Consider the following 23466-nt stretch of genomic DNA (forward strand, 5'->3'; position numbering starts at 1 on the left):
CACAGCACGCTCACGAAGCCGGCTGCTGGACACCCGCGGCGGCTTCGCGGCAGTTCTCACATGGCCCGTGCTGGCCGCGTGTTCACTGATAAGTGCTCGCACGGGACGCCGAGAGGCCGGGAAGTATATACTGGCGGAAAAGTTAGGCGAAGGCAATGTACGATTTCGTCGTCGTCGGTGCTGGCCCTGCCGGGTCGCGGTTTGCCCGTCGTACCGCCGAGGCCGGACACGACGTGCTCGTCCTCGAACGCGGTGAGGTGGGCAAACCCCTCGCCTGTTCGGGCCACGTCAGCACCGACCTCTGGGAGTTCACGCCGCCGGGTGCGCGCGAGCAACTTCTGCAGAACGAAATCTCGGGCGCACGATTCCACGCGGGCGGCCCCGGAAGCGACGCCCACCTTTTCTACAAACACGAGGTCATCTCGAACGTCATCGACCGCGTCGGCCTTGACAAGATTCTCGCAGACACGGCCCGCAAGGCGGGTGCCGACCTGCGCGAGAATCACAGCGTCACGGGCGTCACCGAACGCCGCGACCGCGTTTCGGTTGTGGCACAAACGCCAGACGGTACGGAAACCTTCGAGGGAAAAATCGTCGTCGGGTGTGACGGTCCCGTCTCGCGGGTGCGCCGCGAGTGTGGCCTCCCCGAACCCAAGGAGAAACTGCAGGGCGTGCTTGCCTTCTCCGAGGAAGATGACCCCGGCGAGTACGTGGACGTGCACTTGACCGCGCCGACCTTCTTCGCGTGGCGCATCCCCCGTGGTGAGGCGGGTGTCGAGTACGGACTCGCCGCGCCACCGGGTTCGGAGCCGACCGCACGCGAACTGTTCGACGAGTTCGTCTCCGGCTACGACGTCGAAACCTCGCATTTCTGTGCGGGCATGATTCCCATTGGCCCGCCAAAGCGCGTGACTGGCCGCCGGAGTTTGCTGATTGGCGATGCGGCCGCCCAGACCAAGCCGTTCACCGGCGGCGGAATTGTGTACGGGATGACCGCCGCAGACCACGCCGCGGCGACGGTTGACCCCGACGACCCGAGCACGCTTGGCGACTACGAGCGGGCGTGGCGCGATGATTTACGTACCGAAATTCGTCTCGGTGCGTGGATTCGCAAGGCGTACTCGCTGCCGAAACCCGTGCAGAATGCCGGACTTGGGACGCTCGCAGGCGAGATTGGCGTCCACATGGACAAGCCCACCACGATTGCCTCGCGCGAGCAGTTGAAGGCGCTCCTGTCGAGAAAGTAGTTAGTCGAGATACGTCGGCAGTCGCCCGGATTTCTGGCTCCCTTCCACAAACGGAAGTCGTTCGATGGTTCCAGTCGTCTTTCCGACTTTGAGGTCGAATTCTGTCAGCCCGTATTCGACGTAGGCGAGCGCGAGCGGTTCGTCGCGCGAGGGGCTTTCGACGGCGCGGGTCACGGTTCCAACTTCTTCGCCATCGACGGAGACGGTAGCTCCCGCTTCGGGAAGTTCTTCACAGACAATGCCGACGAGTCGGCGGCTTGGCTGGCCGCGATTTTCGACCCGAGAGACGACCTCTTGGCCGACGAAACAGCCCTTCTCGAAGTTGAGAGCGTTTCTGATGCCGGCGACGTTCGGAATCTGGCCGTCGAGTTCGGTTTCGAACAGCGGCGTTCCGGCTTCAAGGGTGAGCGAGTCCCACGTCTCGTAGCCAAAGGGACTGGCTGCCATGCCGAAATAGAGCAGCGCGTCGAGCACTTCTTCTGCTTGGTCTGCGGTGCAGACTACCTCGTAGCCCTCCTCCCCAGTCGGGGCGTCGGTTGCGATGACGGTGACGCCCGCCTCGCCCATCGACCCACGGTCGAACGAGAGTGGGCCTTCGGGCGCGCCGGGACCAGTCAGGACGCTTGCGATTTTTTCGGTGGCTTTCGGGCCGTGGACGCCGAACACGGCGAAGTCGTCGGTGGCGACGCTGATGTCCACGTCTTGGATGAACGTCTTGCCTTGCCAGTCGTCTGCGAGTGCTTGTGCGTGGTCAGGCGGCGTGAACAGCAAGAGGCGCTCGCCCGCGTTGTAGACGTACATGTCCAGCTTGACGCGGCCTTGCGGGTCGAGAAGCAGTGAATAGACGCCCTGTCCGTCGTCGGTCGGGACGGAGTTCGAGATGGCGTTGTCCACGAACGCGACGCAGTCGTCGCCTTCGACGAGGACGACGCCGTAGCCCATCTCGATGACGCCAACGACGTTCCGGACGGCCTTGTGCGCCTGTGCGGGTCGCCCGTAGTGACGGACGACGCGACGGCCGCCGCGCTCTGTGAACGTTGCGCCGTGGTCTTCGTGGAATCCCTCGACGACAGTCATGGCTGGTGGTATTTGCTGGCCGGGAATAAACCTCGCCCTCTACGGCGAGAACTTCCCGAGAATCCGGTCTATCAGTGACGGTTCGTCTTCTGCCTCTCCCGGCTCTGGAACGACCTTGTCGTCTGGGAGGATGACGGTTCGTGCCCCTTCGTCGGTTACCTCGATGAGCCCGGCGTCTTTCAGGCTCGCCAGTGCGTCTTCGAGTTCGTCGATGGAAATGTCTGCGTGCGCCCGCAGTTCGAACACGGTCAGCCCCTCGCCCTTTCTATCGACCAAGGCGTCGAGCACCGCAACCTCCGTCGCGTCGCGGTTCCGATACTCACGCTTTGCCCTCATACGCCACTGTATGTCGGGATACATCTTACCCTTGTCCCCCACCTGTCAGCTTGTTTGTTGTTTCACCCCCCGAAACGGGGGGTCATTTCGCTCCCACGTGGCCGTCTGGAGTACAGGAAACAGTACTCTTATACTCGCACGTTGGGATGCAATTGCCAATGAGTCTCAAGTGTTCGCTCCTCGGCCACCGGTACGGCGAACTGGAAGTCGAACGGGAGCGAGAGGAGCGCGGGAGCGAAGTCGTGGTGACGGTGCGTGAAATCGAGGTGTGCGAGCGCTGTGGGGGCACGCAGGTGCGCTCTGAAGCCAAAGAGGTCACGACGATGGAGACGGCGCAACGAGCGCCAGAACCCGTCGAGGACGAACCCGTCTCCGATGACGCAGCCGCTGTCACAGAACCCGACGAGGAACCCGCCGACTTCGAATCGACCGACGAGACAGGCGACGAGGAGGCCGTCCCGTCAGACCCTGCAGACGAAGATGTCGAAATCATCGATGAGCACGAAGCCGCAGACGTGGGGCACGATTCGGCCCCGAACTTAGCGGAAGTCGAGCAGTACGAGGAACTGGACGACTTAGACCCCGAACAGGACGACGGCATCATCCTCACCGACGAGGAAGAGGAGGTGCCACAGCGCAAACCCGGCGAGTGGCCGGACGAACCAGAGCACGTCGACCCGACGGACACGAGCTGGGTGCGAAACGGCGACGGCGACGATGCTGCAGCGGAGCTTGACGAGCCTGCTCCGGCCACGCGGCCGGGCGATGGCCACTTCCACTGTCCGAAGTGCGACTTCGAGACCGAGGTGCGCGAATCCCCACTGCGCGAAGGTGACATCTGTCCGTCGTGCAAGCAGGGGTATCTCGACCGGGTTGCGACGCGAAAAGAGTAAAACCTGGCTACGCAAACACCTGTTCATGAAGGAGTATAAGATGCGCCGTGGCGAGACGCTCGAAGAGCGAATCCCCGACATGAAAGCAACCGTCGAAGACTACTTTGGGACAATCACGGGGACGGAAGATTTCAAAGGAAGTGACCTCTTCGTCGTTGGCGAACCCAAGAACCCAGTGTTCACGCGCATCATTGCCGGTGCGGTCAAATACAGCGGCAAAAAGGACAAACTCGCCGTCCACTTCGAAGAGCGAGACGCAAAAGAGATTCTCGATAAAGGCCTCGCAGACCACGCCGCAGACGCCGTGAGCGCCAAAAACGACTTCCTCCTTGAAGCCACGGGTCGCGACGCAAAGAGCCGCCGAAAGTCGATGAAGCGCGAAGTCGAAGACGACTCGCCGGACTTCTAACCCCGATTCGACGTCGGTTCAGATTTTTCGGACAGTCCGCAAATAATACCTAGATTTATCGTCGTATGGTACGTAGTAACATACTGGCCTTCCGTGAGTGCTACTATGGTGGGAGTCAATAGCACGGAGTGAGGCCGCACTGTCTGTCATGGTCTTTCATACTCTCGGGCCCTTTTTGCCCGCAGAGAGAAAAGTCGAGCGCGCTTAGCGGCCGCCGAGTTTCTGGCGGCTGATAGAGACGCCCGTTGGCGTGAGGATAAGCTGGTCGTCGTCTTTCTGGACGATGTCGCCACCGACTTCCTGGGCGACCTGCTGGAGTTCGTCGCTGATGCGTTGCATCGTGCGGTCCTCGGTCGCGTGGCGCGTGATGTCCGCGATGACGAGGTCGCCGTCATAGATGGCGTCTTTGATGGCGATAACGTCCTGTTGATTGCCGATCTTGGCGATGTGGACGCGCATCTTCGCATCGCCAGCCGCGGCCTCGAAGTCATCTATGTTGAGCTCTAGGTAGTCGTCGGTCTTTCGAGACCCACGCTCACCCAGCAGCTTGTTCATAAATCCCATAGAACACACACCGGTTGCTTCGAGTATAGGTGTTACGTCAGACGTGGTCTGCTTGACACCATGCGCCCGGGTCGCTGCGCCATGCCAACACAGGCCAAGAATTAAATACTGTGGCTGGGTCGTAAATATTGCATATATGAGTGATATAAATTTAACGCGACGAACATTGCTAAAAACCTCTGCTGTTGGAGCAGTTGGCACACTTTTCGTTGGGAGTGCGGCCGCTGAAAAGCCGCCCCGCCGCATCGTCGGGACGAGCTCCCCCGGCGCAAGCGCAGAAGCGCGCGGGCAAGCCCACACCGTCCACCGCACGCTCGACTTTGGCGCACATGGGCAGGCAGTTGCCGGGCGCTTTTCAGACCAAGCCGTTGCGCAACTGCAAAAACACAGCGAGGTCCGCTACGTCGAAGACGACATTACGATGTACGCCATCGGCAAACCGGGCGACGGTGTCACTACACAGTCCCAGACCCAGCCGTGGGGCATCGACCGCGTAGACGCAGACGTCGCCCACGCAAACGGCTACACCGGTAGCGGCGCAGACCTCGCCATCATCGACACGGGTATCGACTCAGACCACCCCGACCTCGCCGCGAACATCGGGGCTGGCCAAGCGTTCACGAAGGCAAAAGGCAACTACGCCTACGACTGGGACGACGACAACGACCACGGCACCCACTGTGCCGGTATCGCCGCCGGTATCGACAACGCAGAAGGCGTCGTCGGCGTCGCCCCCGAGGCAACCCTCCACGCCGTCAAAGTCCTCGACAAGCGCGGCAGCGGCTACCTCTCTGACGTCGCCGCAGGCATCGAGTGGGTCGCAGACCAAGGCTACGACGTCGGCTCGATGAGCCTCGGCGCGAGCAGCGGCGCACAGACGCTCAAAGACGCCTGCCAGTACGCCGTCGACAACGGCGTCTTCCTCGTCGGCGCGGCCGGAAACAGCGGGCCGTGTACGAACTGCGTTGGCTACCCCGGAGCCTACTCGACGGTCATGGCCGTCTCCTCCACTGACTCCGCTGACAACCTCTCCGGGTTCTCCTCACAGGGGCCAGAAGTCGATATTGCCGCACCCGGGACGGACATCTACTCCTCGGTCGTCGGCGGGTACGACACCTTCTCCGGCACGTCGATGGCGACGCCGCACGTCGCGGGCGCGGCCGCCCAACTCATGGCGGGCGGGAGTTCGAACACGCAGACGCGCTCGTCGCTTGCGAGCGCGGCAGAAGATATTGGACTCGGTTCGAACGAGTCTGGCGCAGGCCTGCTCGACGTGGCCACAGCGCTCGGCCTCGACTCGTCGGATAACTAAAACGCAACTTCTCTTTTATGCGGTAAAGTTGTACAACTCGTCGCCGACGAAGTGGATGGATTTGACGACTTTGCCGGAGTCACCGACCATGTCCGAACCCGCGGTGAGCGCCGTGCCGATGGCGAGCACTTTGCCGTGGGTTTCCTCTGCGATGGCGACGACGTCACCTTCTTCGATGGAGTCGTCGGCTTCGACGATGCCCGGGCGCATCACGTCTGCGCCGTCTGAGACGAACGAGACGGCGCCGGCATCGACCGTCACGACGTTTCGCTCTGGCGGGTAGTCGTTTGCGCCTCGAACCGTGAGAAACGGTGTGCCATCGAGACGGCCAACCGTTGCCGCGCCGTCTACGAGGATGAGTTCGAAGTCCGAATCTTTGAACTCAACGAGCTCGAAACTGTCCGCGTCGAGGTCAACACCGAGTCCGTCTGCGAGGGCTTCTGTCACGGCTTTTACCTCGTCACTGCGGAGGTGATGGCGAGATTTGACTTCCATATCGGAGACTGTCACTGCCGGACATTAAATCGTCCGTCCGCAGATTTGCGCCCGCAACAACAGCTAAATATTCCCGCGTCTAAGCCCCGCTCATGTGGGGTTCCCGGAAGTCCCGGGCCAGCACGGTTGTCACCTGTACCGCGTGTGGCAAGACTGTCCTTCGCAACGAAGCGCGTGAATACGACAAGTACGGCAACCGCTGGGATCGCGATGGCAAACAGTTCGAACACCTCTGTAAGAAATGCGACACAGACCTCTGCCACCAGCCACGCGGCGGCCTCGAAACTTTGCTCACGGAGTGTGGCGCGGGCGAAGTCTCACAAGATGAGTTCCTCGCACGCTACACCCAGACCGTCAGAGACCGGTACGATTCGCTCGGTGAGCGCTGACCGACCCTCCCTGTTCGGGTCGATACGTCTTTCTGTCCGACTTCCGTAGCCCCGGGTATGACTGACGACGCCCAGGCCTACGCCGGGACGGCCGAGGGACAAGGTCCCGTCGAAATCGACGAAGACCTCGCCCGACACCTCGCGAACAAACGCGAGGAACTCTTCGAGAAGTTCGAGATTCGCGATGCCTTCCCACCGGAAGTCATGGCCGAAGCAGAAGAACGCACCACCGACGTCCAGGAGGAAATCCACGCCGAGGTGGACAATCGGACTGACCTCCGGGACATGCCGACGTGGACCATCGACCCGGTGGACGCCCAGGACTTCGACGACGCCATCAGCATCGAGGAAGGAGAAGAGGAGTACACGCTGTGGGTACACATCGCGGACGTGACCCACTACGTCCACCCCGAGTCGAATATGTGGGAGGAGGCGGTCAAACGCGGGAACACAGTGTACCTGCCCGCGTACACCATCCACATGCTCCCGCCGATGCTCGCAGAGACGGTCTGTTCGCTCGTGCCCAACGAGGAACGCCTCGCTCACACCGTCGAGATGCACATCAGCAAGGAGACACTCTCCTACGAGTCTATCGACATCTACAAATCTGTCATCGAATCCGACGAACGCCTGACCTACTCGCAGGCAGAAAAGCGCCTAGACGACGAAGACGCAGACCTCCACGACGAGATTTCGCTCGTCTTCGAACTCGCAAACCAACTCCACGAACAGCGCAAAGAAGACGGCTCGCTCGTGCTCAACCCGAGCCGTGACCGCGCTCACACCATCATCGAGGAGTGCATGCTGAAGGCGAACAAGGCCGTCACCCACGAACTCATGTGGGGCCGTGGGGTCGAGGCGATGTACCGCGTCCACCCCCAGCCAACTCCCGACGAGTGGGACAAAGCCCTCCAAGAGATCCAAGACCTTGACGGCGTGAAAATCCCCGGCAGCACGTGGGACGACCCGCGCAAGGCCGTGAACGCGACCATCGAAAACGCCCCCGGCCGCCAGCTCAACAAGATTCAGTGGGCCGTGATGAAGGTGATGCCCCGGGCGAAGTACATGAACGACCCGTTCGGCGGCCACCACGCGCTCAATTTCGAGATTTACGGCCACTTCACGAGCCCCATCCGACGGCTCTCAGACCTCATCAACCACTGGATTGTCTACCAGAACGACGTCCCCGAAAATCTCATCGAACTCTGTGACCGCGCTTCCGACCGCCAGAAGGCCGCAGAAACCTGCGAACGCCAATACAAGCAGTTCCTCGAAGAAGTCGGCCTCGACCCCTACGCGGTCAACAGCCGCGGGCTCGTGGTCATCGAGGACGATGACGACGAAGCCGACGAGTCAATAGACGAGTAACCCCACCCGCTTTCTCGCGCTTTCATATGTGAACCTCCGGTTAGTAGGCGCTGCCAGCCGTAGTCTGCGCCATGGCTTGGCACGTCACGGTTCCAACGGAGAGCTACGACACCGCGCGCGACCAGTTCGAGTGGGACCTTCCCGATGACTACAATCTCGCTCACGACCTCGTGAGAAAACACGAAGATAGAGACGCCCCAGCACTGTATCAGGCGTATCCTGACGGACGACGCGAGACCTACTCGTTTGCCGACCTCGACCGGCTGTCGAACCAACTCGCCAACGGCCTCGAAGCTCGCGGCATCGAACGCGGTGACCGCGTCGCCGTCCTCGTCCCACAGAAACCGGAAAACCTGCTCACGCACCTCGCCTGCTGGAAACTCGGCGCAATTTCGCTTCCGCTCTCGAAACTGTTCGGCCCGGACGCCGTCGGCTACCGCCTCCGCGACAGCGAGGCGAAAGCCATCGTCGTAGACGAAAGCGTGCGCGATGTGGTCACGGAGATTCGTGACGACTGCCCCGACCTTGCCCACGTCATCGAAGTCGATAGAGCAGCGGACAGCCCCGAAACGCCGTTCGAAGACGTACTCGCCGGGCAACCAGACACCTTCGACATCGTCGAAACCGACGCCGAAACGCCCGCCATTATTATCTACACGAGCGGTTCGACCGGCCCGCCGAAAGGCGCACTCCACGGCCACGGCGTCTGGGTAGGCCACTGCCCGGCGTTCCAGATGTACTTCGAACTCGACTTAGACGACGCCGTCTGCTGGACACCCGCAGACTGGGCGTGGATTGGCGCGCTCGGTGACCTCGTCTTTCCCGCGTGGCACTACGGCCGTCCCGTCGTTGGCTACCCGATGGGGAAGTTCGATGCAAAGACCGCGTTCTCGCTCATGGCGGAGTTCGGCGTCACCGATTCGTTCCTCCCGCCGACTGCCATCCGCATGCTGATGGATGTTGACTCGCCTGCAGAACAGTACGACCTCTCGCTTACCGCCATCTGTTCGGGTGGCGAACCGCTCACGCCCGAAATTTTAGACTGGGCAGACGCCGAACTCGACGGCGTCGCGGTGAACGAACTCTACGGCCAAACTGAAGCAAATCTGCTCGTCACGAACTGCCGAAAGTGGTTCGACGCGCTCCCCGGAAGCATGGGTAAACCCGTCCCCGGCCACGACGTGGCCATCGTCGACCCCGACACGGGCGCAGAGTGTGCCACGGGCGACATCGGCGAAATCGCGGTGCGTCGAGAGGGCGACCCTGTCGTGTTCAAAGAGTACTGGAACAACCCCGAGAAAACCGAAAAGGCGCGCGTCGGCCCGTGGCACCTCACTGGCGACCTCGGCAAGCGCGACGACGCGGGCTACATCTGGTTCAAATCGCGGGACGATGACCTTATCATGACGAGTGGCTACCGCGTCGGGCCGGGCGAAGTCGAGAGCGCCATCTTGGAACATCCAGCCGTCGCACAGGTCGGAGTCGTCGGCGTCCCGGACGACCGCCGAGGCGAACTCATCAAAGCGTTCGTGCAGGTGACCGACGGGACGGAACCGAGCGACGCGCTTAAAACAGAGATTCAAACGCTCGTCAAACAGAATTTGGCGAAATACGAGTATCCACGCGAACTTGAGTTCGTCACCGAACTTCCGCAGACGACGACGGGGAAAATCCAGCGAAAAACGCTCCGTGAATCGGAGCTTCCGAACTGATTATTCCTGTCCGCTTCCCTGCATCAGTTCTTGAATCGCAGGTTTCTTTTTGAGTTCGTGTGGGTCGCCCGAATCGACCACCTCACCGCGTTCGATGACGACGATGCGGTCTACGATGTCGGGGACGTGCGTCACGTTCGACTCCGCGATGAGCACGGCAATGCCCTGTTCGTTGATGGCTTTGATGTGGGTTTTCAGGTTCTCGACCACAACTGGAGCAAGCCCTTCGAGTGGTTCGTCTAAGATGAGCAAGTCGGGCTTGAGCGCGAGGGCGCGACCAATCGCAGCCATCTTCGCCTGCCCACCAGAGAGGTTCTCGACGTTCGCGTTCGAGCGTTCTTCGAGTTCGGGCAGCACGTCGTACACTTCCTCGATTACGGCGTCTTCGTCGTCGATTCCCCGCGCTTTTCCGGCCGTCCAGATGGGGAGTCGAAGGTTCTCCTCTACGGTCATCCCGGTGAACAGTTTGCGGTCTTCTGGCTGGTAGCCAATCCCGCGTTTCGGGATGAGTTCGGCGCGGAGGTCGGTGAGCTCCTCGCCTGCAAACCGCACCGACCCGCTCTGGAGGTTGGTGAGGCCCATAATTCCCCGGAAGGTGGAGGTCTTACCCGCACCGTTGCGGCCAACGAGGCCGATCGCCTCGCCTTTGTTCACCTCGAAGGAGACGTCGTGGGTCACCTGAAAGCCCTCGACTTCGGCGTTTACGTTTTTGACCGAGAGGAGTGAGTCGCTCATTTCTCCACCCCCAACAGGAGGCGGCGGAGTTCGTCGTCGGTTTCGAGAATTGACGGGTCGCCTTGTCCGTGGATGGCTCCCTGATGGAGTGCCACGACGCGGTCTGCATACCCCTTCACGATGTCCATGTCGTGTTCGATTGTCACCGTCGTCACGCCCTCTTCTTTGCTCACGCTGGCGATGGTCTCGATGACGTACTCCTTCTCGCTGGTCGAAACCCCGGCGGTGGGTTCGTCGAGCAGGAGGTAATCGGGTTCGAGGCCGAAGGACATGCACACGTCGAGCAGTTTGCGCGTGCCGTGGGGCAACTCTGCGGCAACGTGGGCTGCGTGCTCGTCTAAGCCGAACTTGATAAGCAGGTCGTCGACCTTTCGTTCGACCTCGGCGTGTTCGTCGCGGAGGCTGAACATGCTCATCAATTTCTTCTCTTTCGAGAGCACCGCCGTCCGGACGTTTTCGCGGACGGTCATCTCGTCGAACACCTGCACGACCTGGAAACTGCGGACGAGTCCGGCGTGGACTCGGTCTTCGGGAGCCATCCTGGTAATGTCTTTCCCGTCCATGACGACGCTCCCTGAATCGGGCGAGAGCAGGCCAGTCAGGAGATTCACGAGCGTGGTTTTCCCCGCGCCGTTCGGCCCGACGATGAACACGATTTCGCCGTCGTGCCGGCCGAATTCGACGGACACGTCGTTGGTCGCTACGAGACTGCCGAACTGCTTTCTCAAGGTTTTGGCTTCTAGCATCTCACTTCACCCCGAAGACGAGGACTTTGACGTTCTGTACCGACCGGCTTGCGGCGGTGACGAGCGATTCTGTGAACGACGAGAGCCACGACCCGATGACAGCCGGATCGTCTTTGAAACTGCTCGCGGCGTTTCTGACGCGCCCGCCTTTCTTGAGCGACCCCACGATACCCTGTGGGAACCCGAAGACGAGCGCCAGCAACACGAGGCCGGTCAGCGCGTCGAAGTAGTTGGTCAGGTCACGACCCATGTCCTGCAAGAGCACGAGGACGATACCGCCGACGAGCGGCCCGAGCAGGGTCTGATACCCGCCGAGGATGGCCATGAACAGGATGTCCCCCGACCGGAGGAAGTAGAGCACTGGGCCGGGCCTGACGTGTTGTTGCACCATCGCGTAGAGCGCGCCGGCCATCCCGCCGTACACCGCGGAGACGACGAACGCGAGCCAGACGTACCGGCGGACGGGGATGCCGATGAACTGAGCACGGGTGCGGTCTTGGCCAATCGCGTCGAGCGCCGCGCCGAACGGCGAGTTGATGAGTCGCCACATCACGAGCAGCGACACGACGACGAGGACGACGGTGAGGTAGTACATCAGCACCTCGTAGGCGTCCGGCGGGAGCGCCAACCCGAAGATGTCGGGACGCATGTTCGGCCCCGGACGGACGGGGAGGCCGTCGCTCGACCCAAAGAAGGCCTGCCCCTGAACGAGCGCGTAGAGCAACTGCCCAAAGGCGAGCGTCAGCAGCGAGAAGTACAGCCCCGTGTGGCGAAGCGAGAGGTAGCCAATCAGCATCGCCATCAGCGTCGCAAGCAGCATCCCTGCGATGAGTAAGAGGGCGAACTCGGTCACGTTGTACTTCGCGGCGAGCAGCGCCGTCGTGTAGGCTCCCGTCCCGAAGAAGGCGGCGTGCCCGAACGAGACGAGTTGGGTGTGGCGAACGAGCAGGTTGAGGCCAACCGCCGCAAGCCCGAACACGACCCCTTGGTGGAGGACGCTGAGTTGAATCGTGGGCGAGAGCCGCGCGATGTCCGGGAGTGCGAAGAGAAAGAGCAGGCCAACGAGTGCAAGCGCCGTCTGGCGCAACGTGAGTTCGAGCCCGCGCATCACTCTGACCTTGCGCTCGCCGTCGCGCGAGACGAGGCCGGGCAGTCGATTACGCATCCATCTCACCCCACGTGCCAAAGAGGCCGTCCGGCTTCACGAGCAGGATGACGGCCATGATGGCGAACGGTGCGGCGAGTTCGGCTGGCGGGTACTGCCACGTCGCCCACTTGCTCAGAATGCCGACGACGAGTGCGGCGACGAACGCCCCGCGCAGACTCCCGAGGCCGCCAATCACGATAACGACGAAGGAGAGGACGAGTGGGTTTGCGCCCATCTCCAGAGTCGCGTTCGTCGGTGGGAGCGCCATCGCGCCGGCGAAGCCAGCGAAGAATGCGCCGACGGCGAACACGAGCGTGAAGGTCCGGTCGGTGCTCACGCCAATTGCCGTCGCCATCTCGCGGTCGATGGCCGTCGCGCGGATGATGCGGCCGGTTTTCGTCCGGTTGAAGAAGTAAAACAGCCCGACGACGACGACAGCGCCCACCGCGATGATGACCAGATTGTACGTCGGGTAGTTGAGGCCGACGAGTGAGGCGGCGGGAATGCCGTTGATGCCGCTGTAGACGCTCTGCAGCCGGACAGGGGTTGGTCCCCAGCCGAACTTGATGGCGTCTTTGATGATGAGCAACAGTGCGAACGTCAATACGAGTTGGTACACCTCGTTGCGGTCGTAAATCGGTCTCAAGAGAACTGACTCAATGGCTGCGCCAACGGGCACGAGGACAGCGGCGGTGAGCACCGCACCCCCGAGGACGACGGCGACGAACACGGCCTGTGACGCCGCGTCGGTCGGTGGCGGCACCAGCCCGACGACGTAGCCGAGGACGCTCGATGCGACGTAGGCTCCAAGCGCGTACAGTTCGCCGTGGGCGAGGTTCAACACGTCGAGGATGCCGAGGATGATGGTCAGTCCCGACGCGATGAGAAACAGGATGAACCCGTACTGGACGCCGTGGAGCGTGTGTGTGATGAAGTTTGTGAGGACACTCATAGGTCGCTGTTCGTGGTTTGCTGAATTTTCGTCATGAAAGCGGAACTCGGGTTACCAGCTCTCGATCCAGTCGATGGACTTCGTGCCCGGCGGTGGCGACACGTCCGGTGGACTGTACGAGTTGATGTCGTTCAAGACGGGTGCGCCAACGTCGCCCGACCAGCCCATCTCGCCGAAGTACGTCGTCGAGAGGCCCTGGTGGCGCTCGCTCATGACGTGATAGCCGGCGGGCGTGAAGAAGCCGTGGCCTTCGAGGGACATGGCAATCTGCTCTTGGCTTGGCCAGCCACCGAGGAGGTTGACTGCTTTTTCGGTGGCCGTCGCCCACGACGCAACCGCGCCGTAGCCGCTCATGAAGTGGCCACTCGGGATGATGTCCCACTTGCTGCGGGCATCGTCGAGCATCTTCTGGCCGGGACTCCAGCGGGAGGGCTCCGGCTCGCCCCAGTAGTAGTTGCGCGACCCAGAGAACGCCTGTGCCTGCTCGACGATGTCCTGACTCAGGTCATTGACGGCGCTGTAGAGTACCGTCCCGACGAGTTGGGTGTTGTCGAACATGTTGTTCGCGGCGGCCTGATTCATCATGGTCACCACGTCGCCACCCCACTGACTGGAGAACGTCACGTCCGGCTGCTGGTTGTTGATTTCGGTGATGTGGGTGGACATGTCGTCTGCGAGCAGGTCGGGGAAACCTTCATAGACGATTTCCACGTCGGTGAGCTTCTGCAGCGCCGTCGTGTACACCTTCCACTCGTCTTTCCCGAAGGCGTAGTTCGGGTTGATTCCCGCGACGGTGTTTACGTTCTCCGCACCGAGACGGTTGACCGTCTCGCGGGCCGCAGATACGCACTCCATCACGTCGTAGTTCTGGAATCTGAACGAATAGGTCGGGTCTGGAACCGTCTCCTCGTACAGCGTCGTGACCGTCCCGTCGGTCGAGACGTTCACGACGCCCTGGGCTTCGACTTCCGGTGCAAGGGCGGCGTGCCCGCCCGATGAGACCGGCCCAAACGTGACTTCCTTGCCCTCGGAGACGAACTGCGTGTAGTTCTCGACGTAGGCGTCTGCTTCGTGTTTCACATCAAGTTGGATTTCCCGACCGGCAATCCCGCCCGCGGCGTTGATGCGTTCGACGGCGAGTTCCGCGCCGTACTGCGACTGGAGGCCAAGCACGGCCGCCGGGCCTTCGGTGAACGTCTGGAGGCCCGCCTGAATCGGTTCGTCCGGTACGTCGCTTACCTCACCCGAGGTGTCTTGGTTCGTGCCTGCACCGATGAGCGAACTACACCCGGCGAGCGCCGCCGCGAGTGCCGTTCCGCCGACGGCCTTGAGCATGGCCCGTCGGTCCATTCCGTCGTCTGGAGAAGTTTTGTGAGTCATAGCTGTATCATAGTCGTGCGCCTGCAGGGAGGGGGTCTCGAACCACGTCACGGCCTCCCGTGCTGGCCACTGTCACGGACTACTGTTCCTCATAAACCGAAAAATAGCACCGGGTTAATATGTGAACGTGCGCCTCATTCGAGGTCGGCCATCGCCCTGATGACGTTTTCGAGCAGTTTCTGTTGACTGCGCCTGAGATTCTTCGAGACGGCGGTTTTCGAGATGTCAAACTCCGCGGCGAGAGTCGAGAGATTCGCGTCGCGCGGGCTGTTGAAGTAGCCCGCTTCGACCGCCGTTGAAAGCGTCTCACGTTCGACCGTCGAGAGATTGCGACAGCCTTCGAGCAACGAGATTGCCGGGCCAGCGTTTCTGAGCAAGTCGAACAACTCGCCGAGTTCGTAGGTTCGCCGTGAGTCGATGCCGAACTCGTTGTGGCGTTCGAGCTCCGCGAGAAAATCGTCCGCAAGACCGCCGTCATCGACGCCGACGTGCCACGTCTCAGAGCCGTCTTCGATGTGGAACGGGCCGGTGATGTAGGCGTCGTACTCGCGCACCGTCGCCATCGCTTGTGTCTCGCCAATCGTCGTTTTCACTTGCGCGCGGTCGCCTCGCTTCGAGAGCAGTTCGAGGGTGTGCATGTGGTCGTGGTCTGCGAGGGCGTGGAGGCCGTCATCGAGCGTTGACCGGTCCGGTGCTTCGACCAACATCCGAGTTTCTAATTCTTGAGAGCGGTTGTTGAAGTCCCACTGCATGGCGGTAAACGAGACTGGGTGGTCGTCGGTGGTGTCGATGAACGGGCAGTCGTACTGCGTCATATCGAGAGTGAGGTCAATCATGGCCCAAGCCTGTCTGTGCCTACTCACATGGTCATTCGGTATAAATTCCTGTCACAGATTCTGGACAGGTAATTGTCTTGATTGATTCCGCAATAAACGGGTCGAATGCGCCGCTGGGTGGTGTCTCACTGGCCCACGAAAAATGCAAGCAGCGCGGTAGTTCGGCGTTACGAAAACCGCTTTTTCACTTTGCCGAACAGCCCGCCGTCGTCATCGTCGGTGTCGTCGGTCGTGTCTGCTGTGCCGTCTGCCGTGGACGCTTCCTCGGTCGGTGGCTCGGAATCGGTGTCCACCGTCTCCGCTGCGGACGCGTCACCGGCAATCGAGACGGCCTCCTCAATCATCGCACCCGCGTCGTTCACGGCGTCTTTGACCGTGCCGTTTACGAGCGGTTTCCCCTCGAAGCGGTCGGTCTGAACCTTGGTGTCTGCGGCGACGATGACTGCGTCGGCCGCGGCGATATCGTCTGCAGTGAGTTCGTTTTCCGTGCCCATGGCCCCGTTGACCTCGACTTTGATTTCGTGGCCCAGCTCGGGGGCGCTTTGTTCTAAGTTCTCGGCGGCCATCTGGCTGTGTGCGATTCCCGTCGGACAGGCGGTTACGGCGACGAATTTCATTGGTTGAGCAGTTGTGTGATGTCTGAGATAGTCGTTGCGGCCAGCGCGTCGCTGGCGAGTGTGGCGGCGTCTGCGTGCGATGTTGCGGCGACGCCCGCTTTCACATCCGGGATGGTGATGGCACTCATCGATAGCTCGTCTAAGCCGAGGCCGACGAGCAGTTTGAGCAGCGTTGGGTCGCCCGCCATCTCGCCGCACATCCCGACCCAGCAGTCGTGTTCGTGGCCCACCTGTACGATGCGGTGGATGGCCCGAAGCACGGCCGGGTGGCGTGGGTCGTGGAGGTAGGAGATGCGGTCGTTCTCGCGGGAGGTCGCCATCACGTACTGCGTGAGGTCGTTCGTCCCGATGCTGAAGAAGTCCACGCGCGTGGCGAGTTCTTCTGCCATGAACACCGCACTCGGCGTCTCTACCATGACGCCGAACTCGGGGCGCGCCCACTCGACGCCCGCTTCCTCAAGGTCGGCTGCAACCTCGTCTACGGCTTCGAGCGCACGGTCGAGTTCGTCCACGGTCGAGACGAGGGGGAACATGACCGAGAGACCGTCGCCGTGTTCGCTCGCCGCCGCACGCATGAGCGCCCGCAGTTGCGTGCGAAACAGGTCAGCGTCGGAGTCGAGCGACCGGCGGATGCCGCGCTCGCCGAGGAATGGATTTTCTTCGGGCGCTTGGTCGAGATACGGAATCGGTTTGTCCCCACCGATGTCGAGCGTCCGGACGACGACGCGGCCGTCGGGGAACGCAGACAGCGTCTCCGCGATTGCCTCGTACTGCTCGTCTTCGCTTGGGGGCGACTCGCGGTTGAAAAACAGGAACTCGGTGCGAAACAGGCCAATCCCGTCTGCGCCGTGTTCGACCGCGCTCTCGATTTCTGCGGGCGTCCCGACGTTTGCGGCGACTTCGATGGACACGCCGTCGGTGGTCTCGACGGCGTCCGTATGGATCTCAACGTCGCGGCCACTCGCGGCGTCGGCTCTCACGGCCTCGTCGGGGTCAACGATGATCTCGCCTGCGTTGCCGTCAATGACGACTTCCGTTCCTTCCTGAATATCTTCGATGCCCGCGCCCGCGCCGACGACCGCGGGGATGCCAAGCGAGCGAGCGAAGATGGCGGCGTGTGAGGTGCGCCCGCCTTCGACGGTGGCGAAGCCCGCGACCCGCGAGGGGTCGAGCTGGGCCGTGTCGCTCGGCGTGAGGCGCTCTGCGAGGAGAATCGTTCCCGCGGGGAGCGCAGAGAGGTCGATGCGCTCGCTCCCGGCGAGGATGCGCACCAGTCGGTTGCGAACGTCGCGCAGGTCGTCTGCGCGCTCTGCCATCATCCCGTCCATCGACTCGAACTGTGCGATGGGGTCTGCGAACGCCTCGCGGACGGCGGCGGTCGCAGCGAGGCCGTCGTCGATACCGTCCTCGACGCTGGCTTCGATTTGCGGGTCTGCGAGGAACTGGAGGTGGGCGTCGAACACGCCTGCTTCGTCCTCACCGACCAGGTCGCGGGTTCGTTCGCGCTCTGCTTCGATTTCTTCACGAGCGGTCTCCTTTGCGTCCTCGAAGTTGGCACGCTCCTCTTCGGGCGTCCCGGCGTCGGTCGTCTCGGGGAGGCTCTCGTCTGGGCGATACCAGCGGACAGTTCCGACATCGGAAAGCGGCGTCGCGCCGGTTCCAGTGACGGTTCGAGACATCTGTTCAGGCACTGTCTTCGGGGGTTGTAAGGATTGCTTCGAGCGCGTCGAGGGCGGCTTCTGCGTCCGCGCCCTCGGCGGTGAGCACCACGTCGTCGCCGGAGGCAACGCCGAGGCTCGTCACCGCGAGCATGCTCTGGGCGTTGACCGCATCGCCGTCTGCGGGGGCAATCGTAATCTCCGAGTCGTACTCTCCCGCGGCCTCGACGAAGCTCGCGGCGGGGCGGGCGTGGAGGCCGTCTTCGGGGACGACGGTGACGGTGCGCTCCATTACGCCACCGCCTCCTTGAGCGTCTCGCGGACGGTCGCCTCTGTCTCTGCGTCGTACAGCGATTCGCGCACTTCCTCGTGCATGAGCGCCCGAGAGAGCGAACTCAGAATCTGGAGGTGGTCGTCGCTGCCCTCGGCCGGGACGAGAATCATGAAGATGAGGTGGGCCGGTTCGTCGTCCATCGCGCCGAAGTCGATTCCCGCCTCAGAGCGGGTAAAGGCGACGAGAGGCTCGTCTACGGCGTCGGTTTTCGCGTGGGGGATGCCGATGCCCATGCCGACGCCGGTCGTCGTCTGTTCTTCGCGTTCGAGGAGGGCTGTGAGGGCTGCATCGCGGTCGGTTACGCGGCCGCCGGAGACCGCGAGGTCGAGGAGGTATTCGATGCATGCGCGCTTCTCTGTCGGGGCTCCGGAAAGCGAGATGTGCGTCTCCGGAAGCAGGGTGTCAATGGTTTCTGAGTGCATTGTTGATGAAAAGGTGGACGCGTTCTGTGTGTGCTCAATCGGACGATTGTGATGTAGTTCCTGTGGCAGACTCGCCAACAGTTGCCTTGAGGCCGGTTGCCATGCCCGCGGTCACGAGCGAGCCAAGCAGGACACAGCCGATGAACAGCAGGGGTTGGTTCGAGAGCGGGACGACGAAGATGCCGCCGTGTGGGGCGGGCATCGTCACGCCGAGAGACATTGAGGCACCACCGGCGACGGCGCTCCCGGCGACGAGGGCGGGAATCACCCGAAGTGGGTCTGCGGCAGCGTAGGGAATCGCACCTTCCGTGATGAACGACAGGCCCATCAGGACGCCGTTTTTCGCGTTCTCTTTCATCTCGGTAGCGTACCTCTGTGGGGCGATGAAGTTCGAAATCGCCATGCCGAGCGGCGGCGTCATGCCAGCGATCATGACGGCGGCCATCGGGGCGTACACGCCCTCGCTGATGAGGCCGACCGAGAATAGGTAGGCCACCTTGTTGACGGGTCCACCCATGTCGAACGCCATCATCCCGCCGAGGATGAGACCGATGACGAGCGCCTGTCCGCCCTGTAAGCTTTTGAGGAAGGCAGTGAGCGACTGGTTTGCGATGGCGACGGGTGCGCCGATGCCGAAGAGGACGACCGGGGCGAGCACCGCCGTCGTGAGGACGGGGATGATGAGCACCGGCATCATCGGAGCAATCTCTTTCGGGACGTTCAGGTTCTTGAAGAAGCGTGCAACATAGCCGGTGAGCAGTCCGGCCACGAGCGCGCCGAGGTAGCCAGCACCGAGGCCACCGGCGTCTAAGCCGATGAACTTGCCTGCCTCGGTGACGACCGTGCCCTGCTGGAGCAGATATGAGAGCACAAACCCGGGAGCGAGTGCGGGGCGGTCTGCGATTGCGTACGCGATGTAGGCACCGAGCACCGGAACCATCAGGGTCAGCCCGGCCACGCCAATCTGGGCGAGGAACCAACCGAGTGAACCCGTGTTGTCGAACACAGTCTGTGTGTCGCCAACGGCGAACCCGAGGGCGAGGAAAATACCACCAATCGTGACGAACGGAATCATGAACGAGACCCCGGTCATCAGGTCTTCCTTCACAGAAGTGAGGTGTGTTCGGAGCGCCGTTTCTACTGAATCGCTAGATGACATGGTCTGCTCGAACGCTAGAGACTGTGTTCAAAAGATGTTTCGAATATGATTATTTATGTATATTTAGTAACGGAATTTATTGGCTACTTCTCTCTATTGACAAAATAATGCACGGAAGAAAGCCGTTTACCCGGCTCTTACTGTCGTGCAGAAACAGTCACGCGGCCTGCGTTGCGTTGCACGTTTGACAACACTGGCACCTGTGTGCCGGGGGTAGTGACCACTTCTGACGCGATGGCGACTCCCTCTTTGAGAGCTGCTTCGTCTCCCACCCCGCGCGCGAACGCCGACAGCATGCCCGCGAGGAACGCATCGCCCGCGCCGACGGTGTCTACGACGTCCACGTCGAGTGCGGCCGCGTGGAACACGCGTTCTGGGGTGACGAGCAGCGCGCCGTCGTCACCGAGCGATGCCGCCACGCGCTCGTAGCCCTGTTCGCGCAGGGCTTTCGCCGCCGCGACGCAGTCTTCGAGCGACTCCGTCTCCACCCCAGTCGCCACAGTGAGTTCTTCTCGGTTCGGTTTACAGAGTGCGTACTCCGCAGATAGCTCGGTGAGCAGGTCGCCGCCGACGTCCACGACGGTCTCCCACGCGCCCGCTTGCGCGATGCGGTCTATCGCGCTCGCATCGAGTCCCTGCGGCAGGCTGCCCGCGATAACGACCGTTTCAGGGTCGTGTTGCTGTGCGGTGTCGATGATGTGCTCTATGGCAGCCACACCGACGTGCGGGCCGTCTTGGTTCACCTTGAACTCGCCGTCTGGCGCGTGCAGGGTCGTGTTCAGCCGCGTGAGTCCCGTAATCTCGACGAAGTCTGTTGAGACGCCGGTTTCGTCGAGTCGTGTCTCGATGAACTGGCCGAGAAAGCCGCCGACGAGACCGGTCGCACAGGTCTTGACGCCGCATTCGCCGAGGTATTTCGAGACGTTGATGCCCTTGCCACCGGCGTCGTACTGGGCGTCGTTTGTTCGCGCCACTTCGCCGTGGCGGAGGGGCTGGTCGAGCGTGAGCGTGTGGTCAACTGCGGGATTCAGGGTGACGGTCAGTATCATTGTGTCTGAAGAACGTCTACGTTTGCCGCGTCGAACGCTTCTTGGTGTACTGCACTGAGCGACTGATTGGTGATGAACACGTCAATGTCCGCGAGCGTGGCGAACTCGATGAAACTGCGCTTGCCGAGTTTCGACCCGTCTGCGACGAGCACGACGCGCTCTGCGCGCGCTATCATGACCTCTTTGACGAGCGCTTCGTCCTCGTTTGGGGTGCTCAGACCGCCTCCTTTGTCGATGGCGTTCGTCCCGAGAAACAGCAGGTCGAAGTTCATACGTTCCATGAAGCCCGTCGCACTCGGGCCGACAAGCGCGCGGGTTCGCCGCCGGAGCGTCCCGCCGGTGAGTTTCACCTCGTTTTCGTCGCTCATGAGTTCCATGGCGAGCAACGGCGAGTTCGTCACCGCGAGAAACGAGCCGTCTTTCGGCGCGCGCTTTGCGACCTGCATCGTCGTCGTCCCGGCGTCGAAAAACACGACCTGTCCGGGGTGAATCTGACCCGTCGCAACCTCCGCGATGGCCGCCTTTTCCTCTAACCGCTGGACGTCGCGCTGGCCGTAGCTCTGTTCGCGCCCGACGGCGGTCACCGGAACCGCACCGCCGTGTGACCGCTCGATGAGTCCCTCCTCTTCGAGTTCGCGGAGGTCACGCCGAATCGTTGCCTTCGAAAACTCAAGGTTCGTTGCGAGTTCATCGACGGCACAGCCATCGTGCGCGGTGACCAGTTCGACGATTTTTCGCTTTCGCTCGGCGGGTAACATGCGTGTGTCGTTCGACTAGCCATTAACGGGCATACTTGTTAATTGCTTGTGTTGTATCTCTGTGCGTTTGTGCGTGCAAAAAAGACGGAACCGGGTACAGCGTTCAGGCTGGCTTCCCGGACATCAGGTCGTCGCGCTCGCGCAGTTCGCGGCTGAAGTACGGCGAGGCGTCTTCACGGGCGCTCAGTTCAGTCATCACGACGAAGGCGATGGCCCAGACAACGGCCAGCGCACCCCAGAGTGTCCCCGCGCTCGACGTGAGCGTCGGAAGGACGATCGAAGCGAAACCTATGTACGCGGCAAACATCCCAGCCAGCCAGGCGAGCAGGCGGAAGCCAATCGACTCGAACGCGACGAGCAGGCCTGCTGCGATTATGGTGAGCGCGAGGGCTACCATTGGCATGTAGTGGCCGAACAAGGCGTGTTCGTCACCAGTGGCTTGGAGTTGGAACTGGTTTCCAGCGTAGGCCAACAGCGGAACAGCCGCTGCGACGGTGAGCACGAGTAGAGCAGGGCTGTATCGTTCCCCGACGGTGAATAGTCTGCGACCCGCTGGGTGCAGGAGTCCAATCAGTACGATTGGGATGAAAAACACCACAACGCCAAGGTCGCCCATCATGACCTGAAGGACAGTCAGAGACGCCATCGCGAGGAACGTCGCCTGGTATGCGGCGACTCTCGTTTCGGGCTTGTAGAGCTGGACGAGGACGCCGAGCGTAATGAACGCAACGAGGCTTGCGAGCGCGATGAGGTGGAACTGGTGGATGCCGAGTTCCGCACCCATCGTGAAACCAAGGACGAGGAACAACAACAACTCACCGACGGTTAATACGAATATGCCAACCGTTGCGATAACGACGAGGTAGAACGCCACGCGCTTCGCACGCTGCATCGTGGTTGTGGTGGATTGGTCGACTGACGATTCTGTAACTGTCATTATTATCACTCAGTAGGCGTACGGACGGCCGGTGAGGGGATAATAATGGTTCGATTGTCTGGAAAAAGATGCTATTTCTGGAACAAACGGCTGGTTTTTATCCGGCCGGCTTCCCGGGCATCAGGTCGTCACGCTCGCGCAGTTCGCGGCTGAAGTACGGCGAGGCGTCTTCGCGGGCGCTCATCTCCGCGGCGGCGACGAACACGATTGCCCAGACGATGGCGAGCCCACCCCAGAGGACGCCAACGTTCGACGCCTGAATCGGGAGCACCACCGAGAGGAGGCCGAAGTATGCTGTCAGCACCCCAAGGAGCCAGGCGAGCAGGCGGAAGCCAATCGACTCGAACGCGACGAGCAGGCCGGCGATGACGATGGTGAGCGACAGCGTCGCCATCATGGCGTAGTGGCCCATGAGCGCGTGCTCGTCACCCGCCCCAGTTTGGAGTCCGAGTTGGTTGATAACGAACGCGAGCAGCGGGATGGCCGCCACGATTGTCAACCCGAGCAGCGCCGGGCTGTACTTCTTCCCGACCGTGAGGAGCTTCCTGCCCGCGGGGTGGAGCAGCCCGACCACGACGAACGCGACGAAGAACGGGAGCACCTCACTCAGCGAGGCGTTGCCCGTGAGCGCGAGGATGAGCGTGGCAATGGCGATCATCACCGCACCCGCTTGGAACGCCGCCACGCGCGTCACTGGCTTGTACAACTGAACGAGCATCGTCAGTGCCCCGAAGAACACGACGATTGCAATGCCCATGACGTGGAGTTGGTGGATACCGAGTTCCTGGCCGAGGCCGAAGCCAAGCCCGAGGAGCATGAACAGCTCACCCGTAAACAGCACGAACATGCCCAGTGTGATGAGTACCGCGAGGTAGAACGCCCCCAGCTTGATTCTGCTCATCGTCATGCCACCCGTTTCACTCATCGAAGTTTC

At 61.8% G+C, this 23466-nt stretch carries 26 protein-coding genes; 7 read left to right on the forward strand and 19 right to left on the reverse strand.

Annotation, left to right across the window (positions count from 1 at the left end; all coding sequences use genetic code 11):
- The first annotated feature begins 155 nt into the window (after positions 1 to 155).
- Positions 156 to 1247, forward strand: a complete 1092-nt coding sequence (locus tag V5N13_RS10735; RefSeq protein ID WP_336360752.1) for a geranylgeranyl reductase family protein — start codon at positions 156 to 158, stop codon at positions 1245 to 1247.
- On the opposite strand, the gene ygfZ is transcribed toward V5N13_RS10735, so the two are convergent.
- Together ygfZ and V5N13_RS10745 are read right to left on the reverse strand one after the other, a co-directional pair.
- A complete protein-coding gene (ygfZ, locus tag V5N13_RS10740) occupies positions 1248 to 2324 on the reverse strand; it encodes a CAF17-like 4Fe-4S cluster assembly/insertion protein YgfZ (protein ID WP_336360753.1) in 1077 nt (358 codons plus the stop codon).
- 39 nt (positions 2325 to 2363) lie between these two features.
- Positions 2364 to 2660, reverse strand: a complete 297-nt coding sequence (locus tag V5N13_RS10745; protein WP_332897917.1) for a DUF6432 family protein — start codon at positions 2658 to 2660, stop codon at positions 2364 to 2366.
- A gap of 158 nt (positions 2661 to 2818) precedes the next feature.
- Between V5N13_RS10745 and V5N13_RS10750 the strand changes: the two genes are divergently transcribed.
- Entirely contained in the window at positions 2819 to 3553 is a 735-nt protein-coding gene (locus tag V5N13_RS10750; protein WP_336360754.1) for a DUF7093 family protein, read from the forward strand.
- A gap of 25 nt (positions 3554 to 3578) precedes the next feature.
- Positions 3579 to 3962, forward strand: coding sequence for a DUF5611 family protein (locus V5N13_RS10755; RefSeq protein ID WP_332897919.1), 384 nt, complete (start codon positions 3579 to 3581; stop codon positions 3960 to 3962).
- A 204-nt stretch (positions 3963 to 4166) separates the two neighbouring features.
- Here V5N13_RS10755 and V5N13_RS10760 read toward each other — a convergent pair whose 3' ends face one another.
- Positions 4167 to 4526, reverse strand: a complete 360-nt coding sequence (locus V5N13_RS10760) for a cell division protein SepF (protein ID WP_332897920.1) — start codon at positions 4524 to 4526, stop codon at positions 4167 to 4169.
- Positions 4527 to 4662: 136 nt separating this feature from the next.
- Here V5N13_RS10760 and V5N13_RS10765 point away from each other — a divergent pair, with 136 nt between their 5' ends.
- A complete protein-coding gene (locus tag V5N13_RS10765) occupies positions 4663 to 5838 on the forward strand; it encodes a S8 family peptidase (RefSeq protein WP_336360755.1) in 1176 nt (391 codons plus the stop codon).
- A gap of 15 nt (positions 5839 to 5853) precedes the next feature.
- On the opposite strand, the gene V5N13_RS10770 is transcribed toward V5N13_RS10765, so the two are convergent.
- Entirely contained in the window at positions 5854 to 6333 is a 480-nt protein-coding gene (locus V5N13_RS10770) for an RNA-binding protein (RefSeq protein ID WP_332897922.1), read from the reverse strand.
- 92 nt (positions 6334 to 6425) lie between these two features.
- Here V5N13_RS10770 and V5N13_RS10775 point away from each other — a divergent pair, with 92 nt between their 5' ends.
- From V5N13_RS10775 to V5N13_RS10785, 3 genes are all read left to right on the forward strand, one after another.
- On the forward strand, positions 6426 to 6722 hold the full coding sequence (locus tag V5N13_RS10775) for a DUF7562 family protein (protein WP_336360756.1): 297 nt from the start codon (positions 6426 to 6428) through the stop codon (positions 6720 to 6722).
- Positions 6723 to 6779: 57 nt separating this feature from the next.
- On the forward strand, positions 6780 to 8090 hold the full coding sequence (locus V5N13_RS10780; protein WP_336360757.1) for a ribonuclease R family protein: 1311 nt from the start codon (positions 6780 to 6782) through the stop codon (positions 8088 to 8090).
- A gap of 71 nt (positions 8091 to 8161) precedes the next feature.
- The gene (locus V5N13_RS10785) at positions 8162 to 9802 is read left to right on the forward strand and encodes an AMP-binding protein (RefSeq protein ID WP_336360758.1); all 1641 of its coding nucleotides are present in this window, start codon (positions 8162 to 8164) and stop codon (positions 9800 to 9802) included.
- Here the strand turns inward: V5N13_RS10785 and V5N13_RS10790 are convergent, their stop codons facing one another.
- From V5N13_RS10790 to V5N13_RS10860, 15 genes are all read right to left on the reverse strand, one after another.
- A complete protein-coding gene (locus V5N13_RS10790; protein ID WP_336360759.1) occupies positions 9803 to 10537 on the reverse strand; it encodes an ABC transporter ATP-binding protein in 735 nt (244 codons plus the stop codon). It lies immediately after the preceding gene.
- Positions 10534 to 11283: an ABC transporter ATP-binding protein gene (locus V5N13_RS10795; protein ID WP_336360760.1), complete on the reverse strand. Its 750-nt coding sequence runs from the start codon at positions 11281 to 11283 to the stop codon at positions 10534 to 10536. The genes V5N13_RS10790 and V5N13_RS10795 overlap by 4 nt, the downstream gene beginning before the upstream one ends.
- 1 nt (position 11284) lies before the next feature.
- Positions 11285 to 12448, reverse strand: a complete 1164-nt coding sequence (locus V5N13_RS10800; RefSeq protein ID WP_336360761.1) for a branched-chain amino acid ABC transporter permease — start codon at positions 12446 to 12448, stop codon at positions 11285 to 11287.
- Entirely contained in the window at positions 12441 to 13382 is a 942-nt protein-coding gene (locus V5N13_RS10805; protein WP_336360762.1) for a branched-chain amino acid ABC transporter permease, read from the reverse strand. The genes V5N13_RS10800 and V5N13_RS10805 overlap by 8 nt, the downstream gene beginning before the upstream one ends.
- 51 nt (positions 13383 to 13433) lie before the next feature.
- Positions 13434 to 14717 (reverse strand): ABC transporter substrate-binding protein, encoded by a 1284-nt coding sequence (locus tag V5N13_RS10810; protein ID WP_442905098.1) that lies wholly within the window; start codon positions 14715 to 14717, stop codon positions 13434 to 13436.
- A 179-nt stretch (positions 14718 to 14896) separates the two neighbouring features.
- The gene (locus tag V5N13_RS10815; RefSeq protein ID WP_336360764.1) at positions 14897 to 15598 is read right to left on the reverse strand and encodes a helix-turn-helix domain-containing protein; all 702 of its coding nucleotides are present in this window, start codon (positions 15596 to 15598) and stop codon (positions 14897 to 14899) included.
- A 167-nt stretch (positions 15599 to 15765) separates the two neighbouring features.
- Entirely contained in the window at positions 15766 to 16215 is a 450-nt protein-coding gene (locus V5N13_RS10820; RefSeq protein WP_336360765.1) for a PTS fructose transporter subunit IIB, read from the reverse strand.
- Positions 16212 to 17894, reverse strand: coding sequence for a phosphoenolpyruvate--protein phosphotransferase (gene ptsP, locus V5N13_RS10825; RefSeq protein WP_336360766.1), 1683 nt, complete (start codon positions 17892 to 17894; stop codon positions 16212 to 16214). Before ptsP ends, V5N13_RS10820 begins: the two co-directional genes overlap by 4 nt.
- A 4-nt stretch (positions 17895 to 17898) precedes the next feature.
- Complete coding sequence (locus V5N13_RS10830; RefSeq protein WP_336360767.1) at positions 17899 to 18165, reverse strand: HPr family phosphocarrier protein; 267 nt, start codon at positions 18163 to 18165, stop codon at positions 17899 to 17901.
- Entirely contained in the window at positions 18165 to 18629 is a 465-nt protein-coding gene (locus V5N13_RS10835; RefSeq protein WP_336360768.1) for a PTS sugar transporter subunit IIA, read from the reverse strand. Before V5N13_RS10835 ends, V5N13_RS10830 begins: the two co-directional genes overlap by 1 nt.
- A gap of 34 nt (positions 18630 to 18663) precedes the next feature.
- A complete protein-coding gene (locus V5N13_RS10840; RefSeq protein WP_336360769.1) occupies positions 18664 to 19788 on the reverse strand; it encodes a PTS fructose transporter subunit IIC in 1125 nt (374 codons plus the stop codon).
- A 137-nt stretch (positions 19789 to 19925) separates the two neighbouring features.
- Positions 19926 to 20837 carry a 1-phosphofructokinase gene (pfkB, locus tag V5N13_RS10845; RefSeq protein ID WP_336360770.1) on the reverse strand — a complete coding sequence of 304 codons (912 nt, stop codon included), beginning with the start codon at positions 20835 to 20837 and terminating at the stop codon, positions 19926 to 19928.
- Positions 20834 to 21595 carry an HTH-type transcriptional regulator GlpR gene (gene glpR / locus V5N13_RS10850; protein WP_336360771.1) on the reverse strand — a complete coding sequence of 254 codons (762 nt, stop codon included), beginning with the start codon at positions 21593 to 21595 and terminating at the stop codon, positions 20834 to 20836. Before glpR ends, pfkB begins: the two co-directional genes overlap by 4 nt.
- Before the next feature lie 103 nt (positions 21596 to 21698).
- A complete protein-coding gene (locus V5N13_RS10855) occupies positions 21699 to 22532 on the reverse strand; it encodes a hypothetical protein (RefSeq protein WP_336360772.1) in 834 nt (277 codons plus the stop codon).
- A gap of 97 nt (positions 22533 to 22629) precedes the next feature.
- On the reverse strand, positions 22630 to 23457 hold the full coding sequence (locus V5N13_RS10860; protein ID WP_336360773.1) for a hypothetical protein: 828 nt from the start codon (positions 23455 to 23457) through the stop codon (positions 22630 to 22632).
- Positions 23458 to 23466 lie beyond the last annotated feature (9 nt).

It is taken from the genome of Haladaptatus sp. ZSTT2 (assembly GCF_037081775.1).
Lineage (GTDB): Archaea > Halobacteriota > Halobacteria > Halobacteriales > Halococcaceae > QDMS2.

What these genes read in the sequence shown, in the direction of transcription:
- V5N13_RS10735 (WP_336360752.1), top strand. Translation starts at nt 156, where the DNA reads ATGTACGATTTCGTCGTCGTCGGTGCTGGCCCTGCCGGGTCGCGGTTT.
- V5N13_RS10815 (WP_336360764.1), bottom strand. Translation starts at nt 15,598, where the DNA reads ATGATTGACCTCACTCTCGATATGACGCAGTACGACTGCCCGTTCATC.
- V5N13_RS10790 (WP_336360759.1), bottom strand. Translation starts at nt 10,537, where the DNA reads ATGAGCGACTCACTCCTCTCGGTCAAAAACGTAAACGCCGAAGTCGAG.
- pfkB (WP_336360770.1), bottom strand. Translation starts at nt 20,837, where the DNA reads ATGATACTGACCGTCACCCTGAATCCCGCAGTTGACCACACGCTCACG.
- V5N13_RS10855 (WP_336360772.1), bottom strand. Translation starts at nt 22,532, where the DNA reads ATGACAGTTACAGAATCGTCAGTCGACCAATCCACCACAACCACGATG.
- V5N13_RS10775 (WP_336360756.1), top strand. Translation starts at nt 6,426, where the DNA reads ATGTGGGGTTCCCGGAAGTCCCGGGCCAGCACGGTTGTCACCTGTACC.
- V5N13_RS10795 (WP_336360760.1), bottom strand. Translation starts at nt 11,283, where the DNA reads ATGCTAGAAGCCAAAACCTTGAGAAAGCAGTTCGGCAGTCTCGTAGCG.
- V5N13_RS10770 (WP_332897922.1), bottom strand. Translation starts at nt 6,333, where the DNA reads ATGGAAGTCAAATCTCGCCATCACCTCCGCAGTGACGAGGTAAAAGCC.
- V5N13_RS10780 (WP_336360757.1), top strand. Translation starts at nt 6,780, where the DNA reads ATGACTGACGACGCCCAGGCCTACGCCGGGACGGCCGAGGGACAAGGT.
- V5N13_RS10820 (WP_336360765.1), bottom strand. Translation starts at nt 16,215, where the DNA reads ATGAAATTCGTCGCCGTAACCGCCTGTCCGACGGGAATCGCACACAGC.
- V5N13_RS10805 (WP_336360762.1), bottom strand. Translation starts at nt 13,382, where the DNA reads ATGAGTGTCCTCACAAACTTCATCACACACACGCTCCACGGCGTCCAG.
- V5N13_RS10860 (WP_336360773.1), bottom strand. Translation starts at nt 23,457, where the DNA reads ATGAGTGAAACGGGTGGCATGACGATGAGCAGAATCAAGCTGGGGGCG.
- V5N13_RS10810 (WP_442905098.1), bottom strand. Translation starts at nt 14,717, where the DNA reads ATGCTCAAGGCCGTCGGCGGAACGGCACTCGCGGCGGCGCTCGCCGGG.
- glpR (WP_336360771.1), bottom strand. Translation starts at nt 21,595, where the DNA reads ATGTTACCCGCCGAGCGAAAGCGAAAAATCGTCGAACTGGTCACCGCG.
- V5N13_RS10800 (WP_336360761.1), bottom strand. Translation starts at nt 12,448, where the DNA reads ATGCGTAATCGACTGCCCGGCCTCGTCTCGCGCGACGGCGAGCGCAAG.
- V5N13_RS10830 (WP_336360767.1), bottom strand. Translation starts at nt 18,165, where the DNA reads ATGGAGCGCACCGTCACCGTCGTCCCCGAAGACGGCCTCCACGCCCGC.
- V5N13_RS10840 (WP_336360769.1), bottom strand. Translation starts at nt 19,788, where the DNA reads ATGTCATCTAGCGATTCAGTAGAAACGGCGCTCCGAACACACCTCACT.
- V5N13_RS10765 (WP_336360755.1), top strand. Translation starts at nt 4,663, where the DNA reads ATGAGTGATATAAATTTAACGCGACGAACATTGCTAAAAACCTCTGCT.
- V5N13_RS10785 (WP_336360758.1), top strand. Translation starts at nt 8,162, where the DNA reads ATGGCTTGGCACGTCACGGTTCCAACGGAGAGCTACGACACCGCGCGC.
- ptsP (WP_336360766.1), bottom strand. Translation starts at nt 17,894, where the DNA reads ATGTCTCGAACCGTCACTGGAACCGGCGCGACGCCGCTTTCCGATGTC.
- V5N13_RS10760 (WP_332897920.1), bottom strand. Translation starts at nt 4,526, where the DNA reads ATGGGATTTATGAACAAGCTGCTGGGTGAGCGTGGGTCTCGAAAGACC.
- ygfZ (WP_336360753.1), bottom strand. Translation starts at nt 2,324, where the DNA reads ATGACTGTCGTCGAGGGATTCCACGAAGACCACGGCGCAACGTTCACA.
- V5N13_RS10750 (WP_336360754.1), top strand. Translation starts at nt 2,819, where the DNA reads ATGAGTCTCAAGTGTTCGCTCCTCGGCCACCGGTACGGCGAACTGGAA.
- V5N13_RS10745 (WP_332897917.1), bottom strand. Translation starts at nt 2,660, where the DNA reads ATGAGGGCAAAGCGTGAGTATCGGAACCGCGACGCGACGGAGGTTGCG.
- V5N13_RS10755 (WP_332897919.1), top strand. Translation starts at nt 3,579, where the DNA reads ATGAAGGAGTATAAGATGCGCCGTGGCGAGACGCTCGAAGAGCGAATC.
- V5N13_RS10835 (WP_336360768.1), bottom strand. Translation starts at nt 18,629, where the DNA reads ATGCACTCAGAAACCATTGACACCCTGCTTCCGGAGACGCACATCTCG.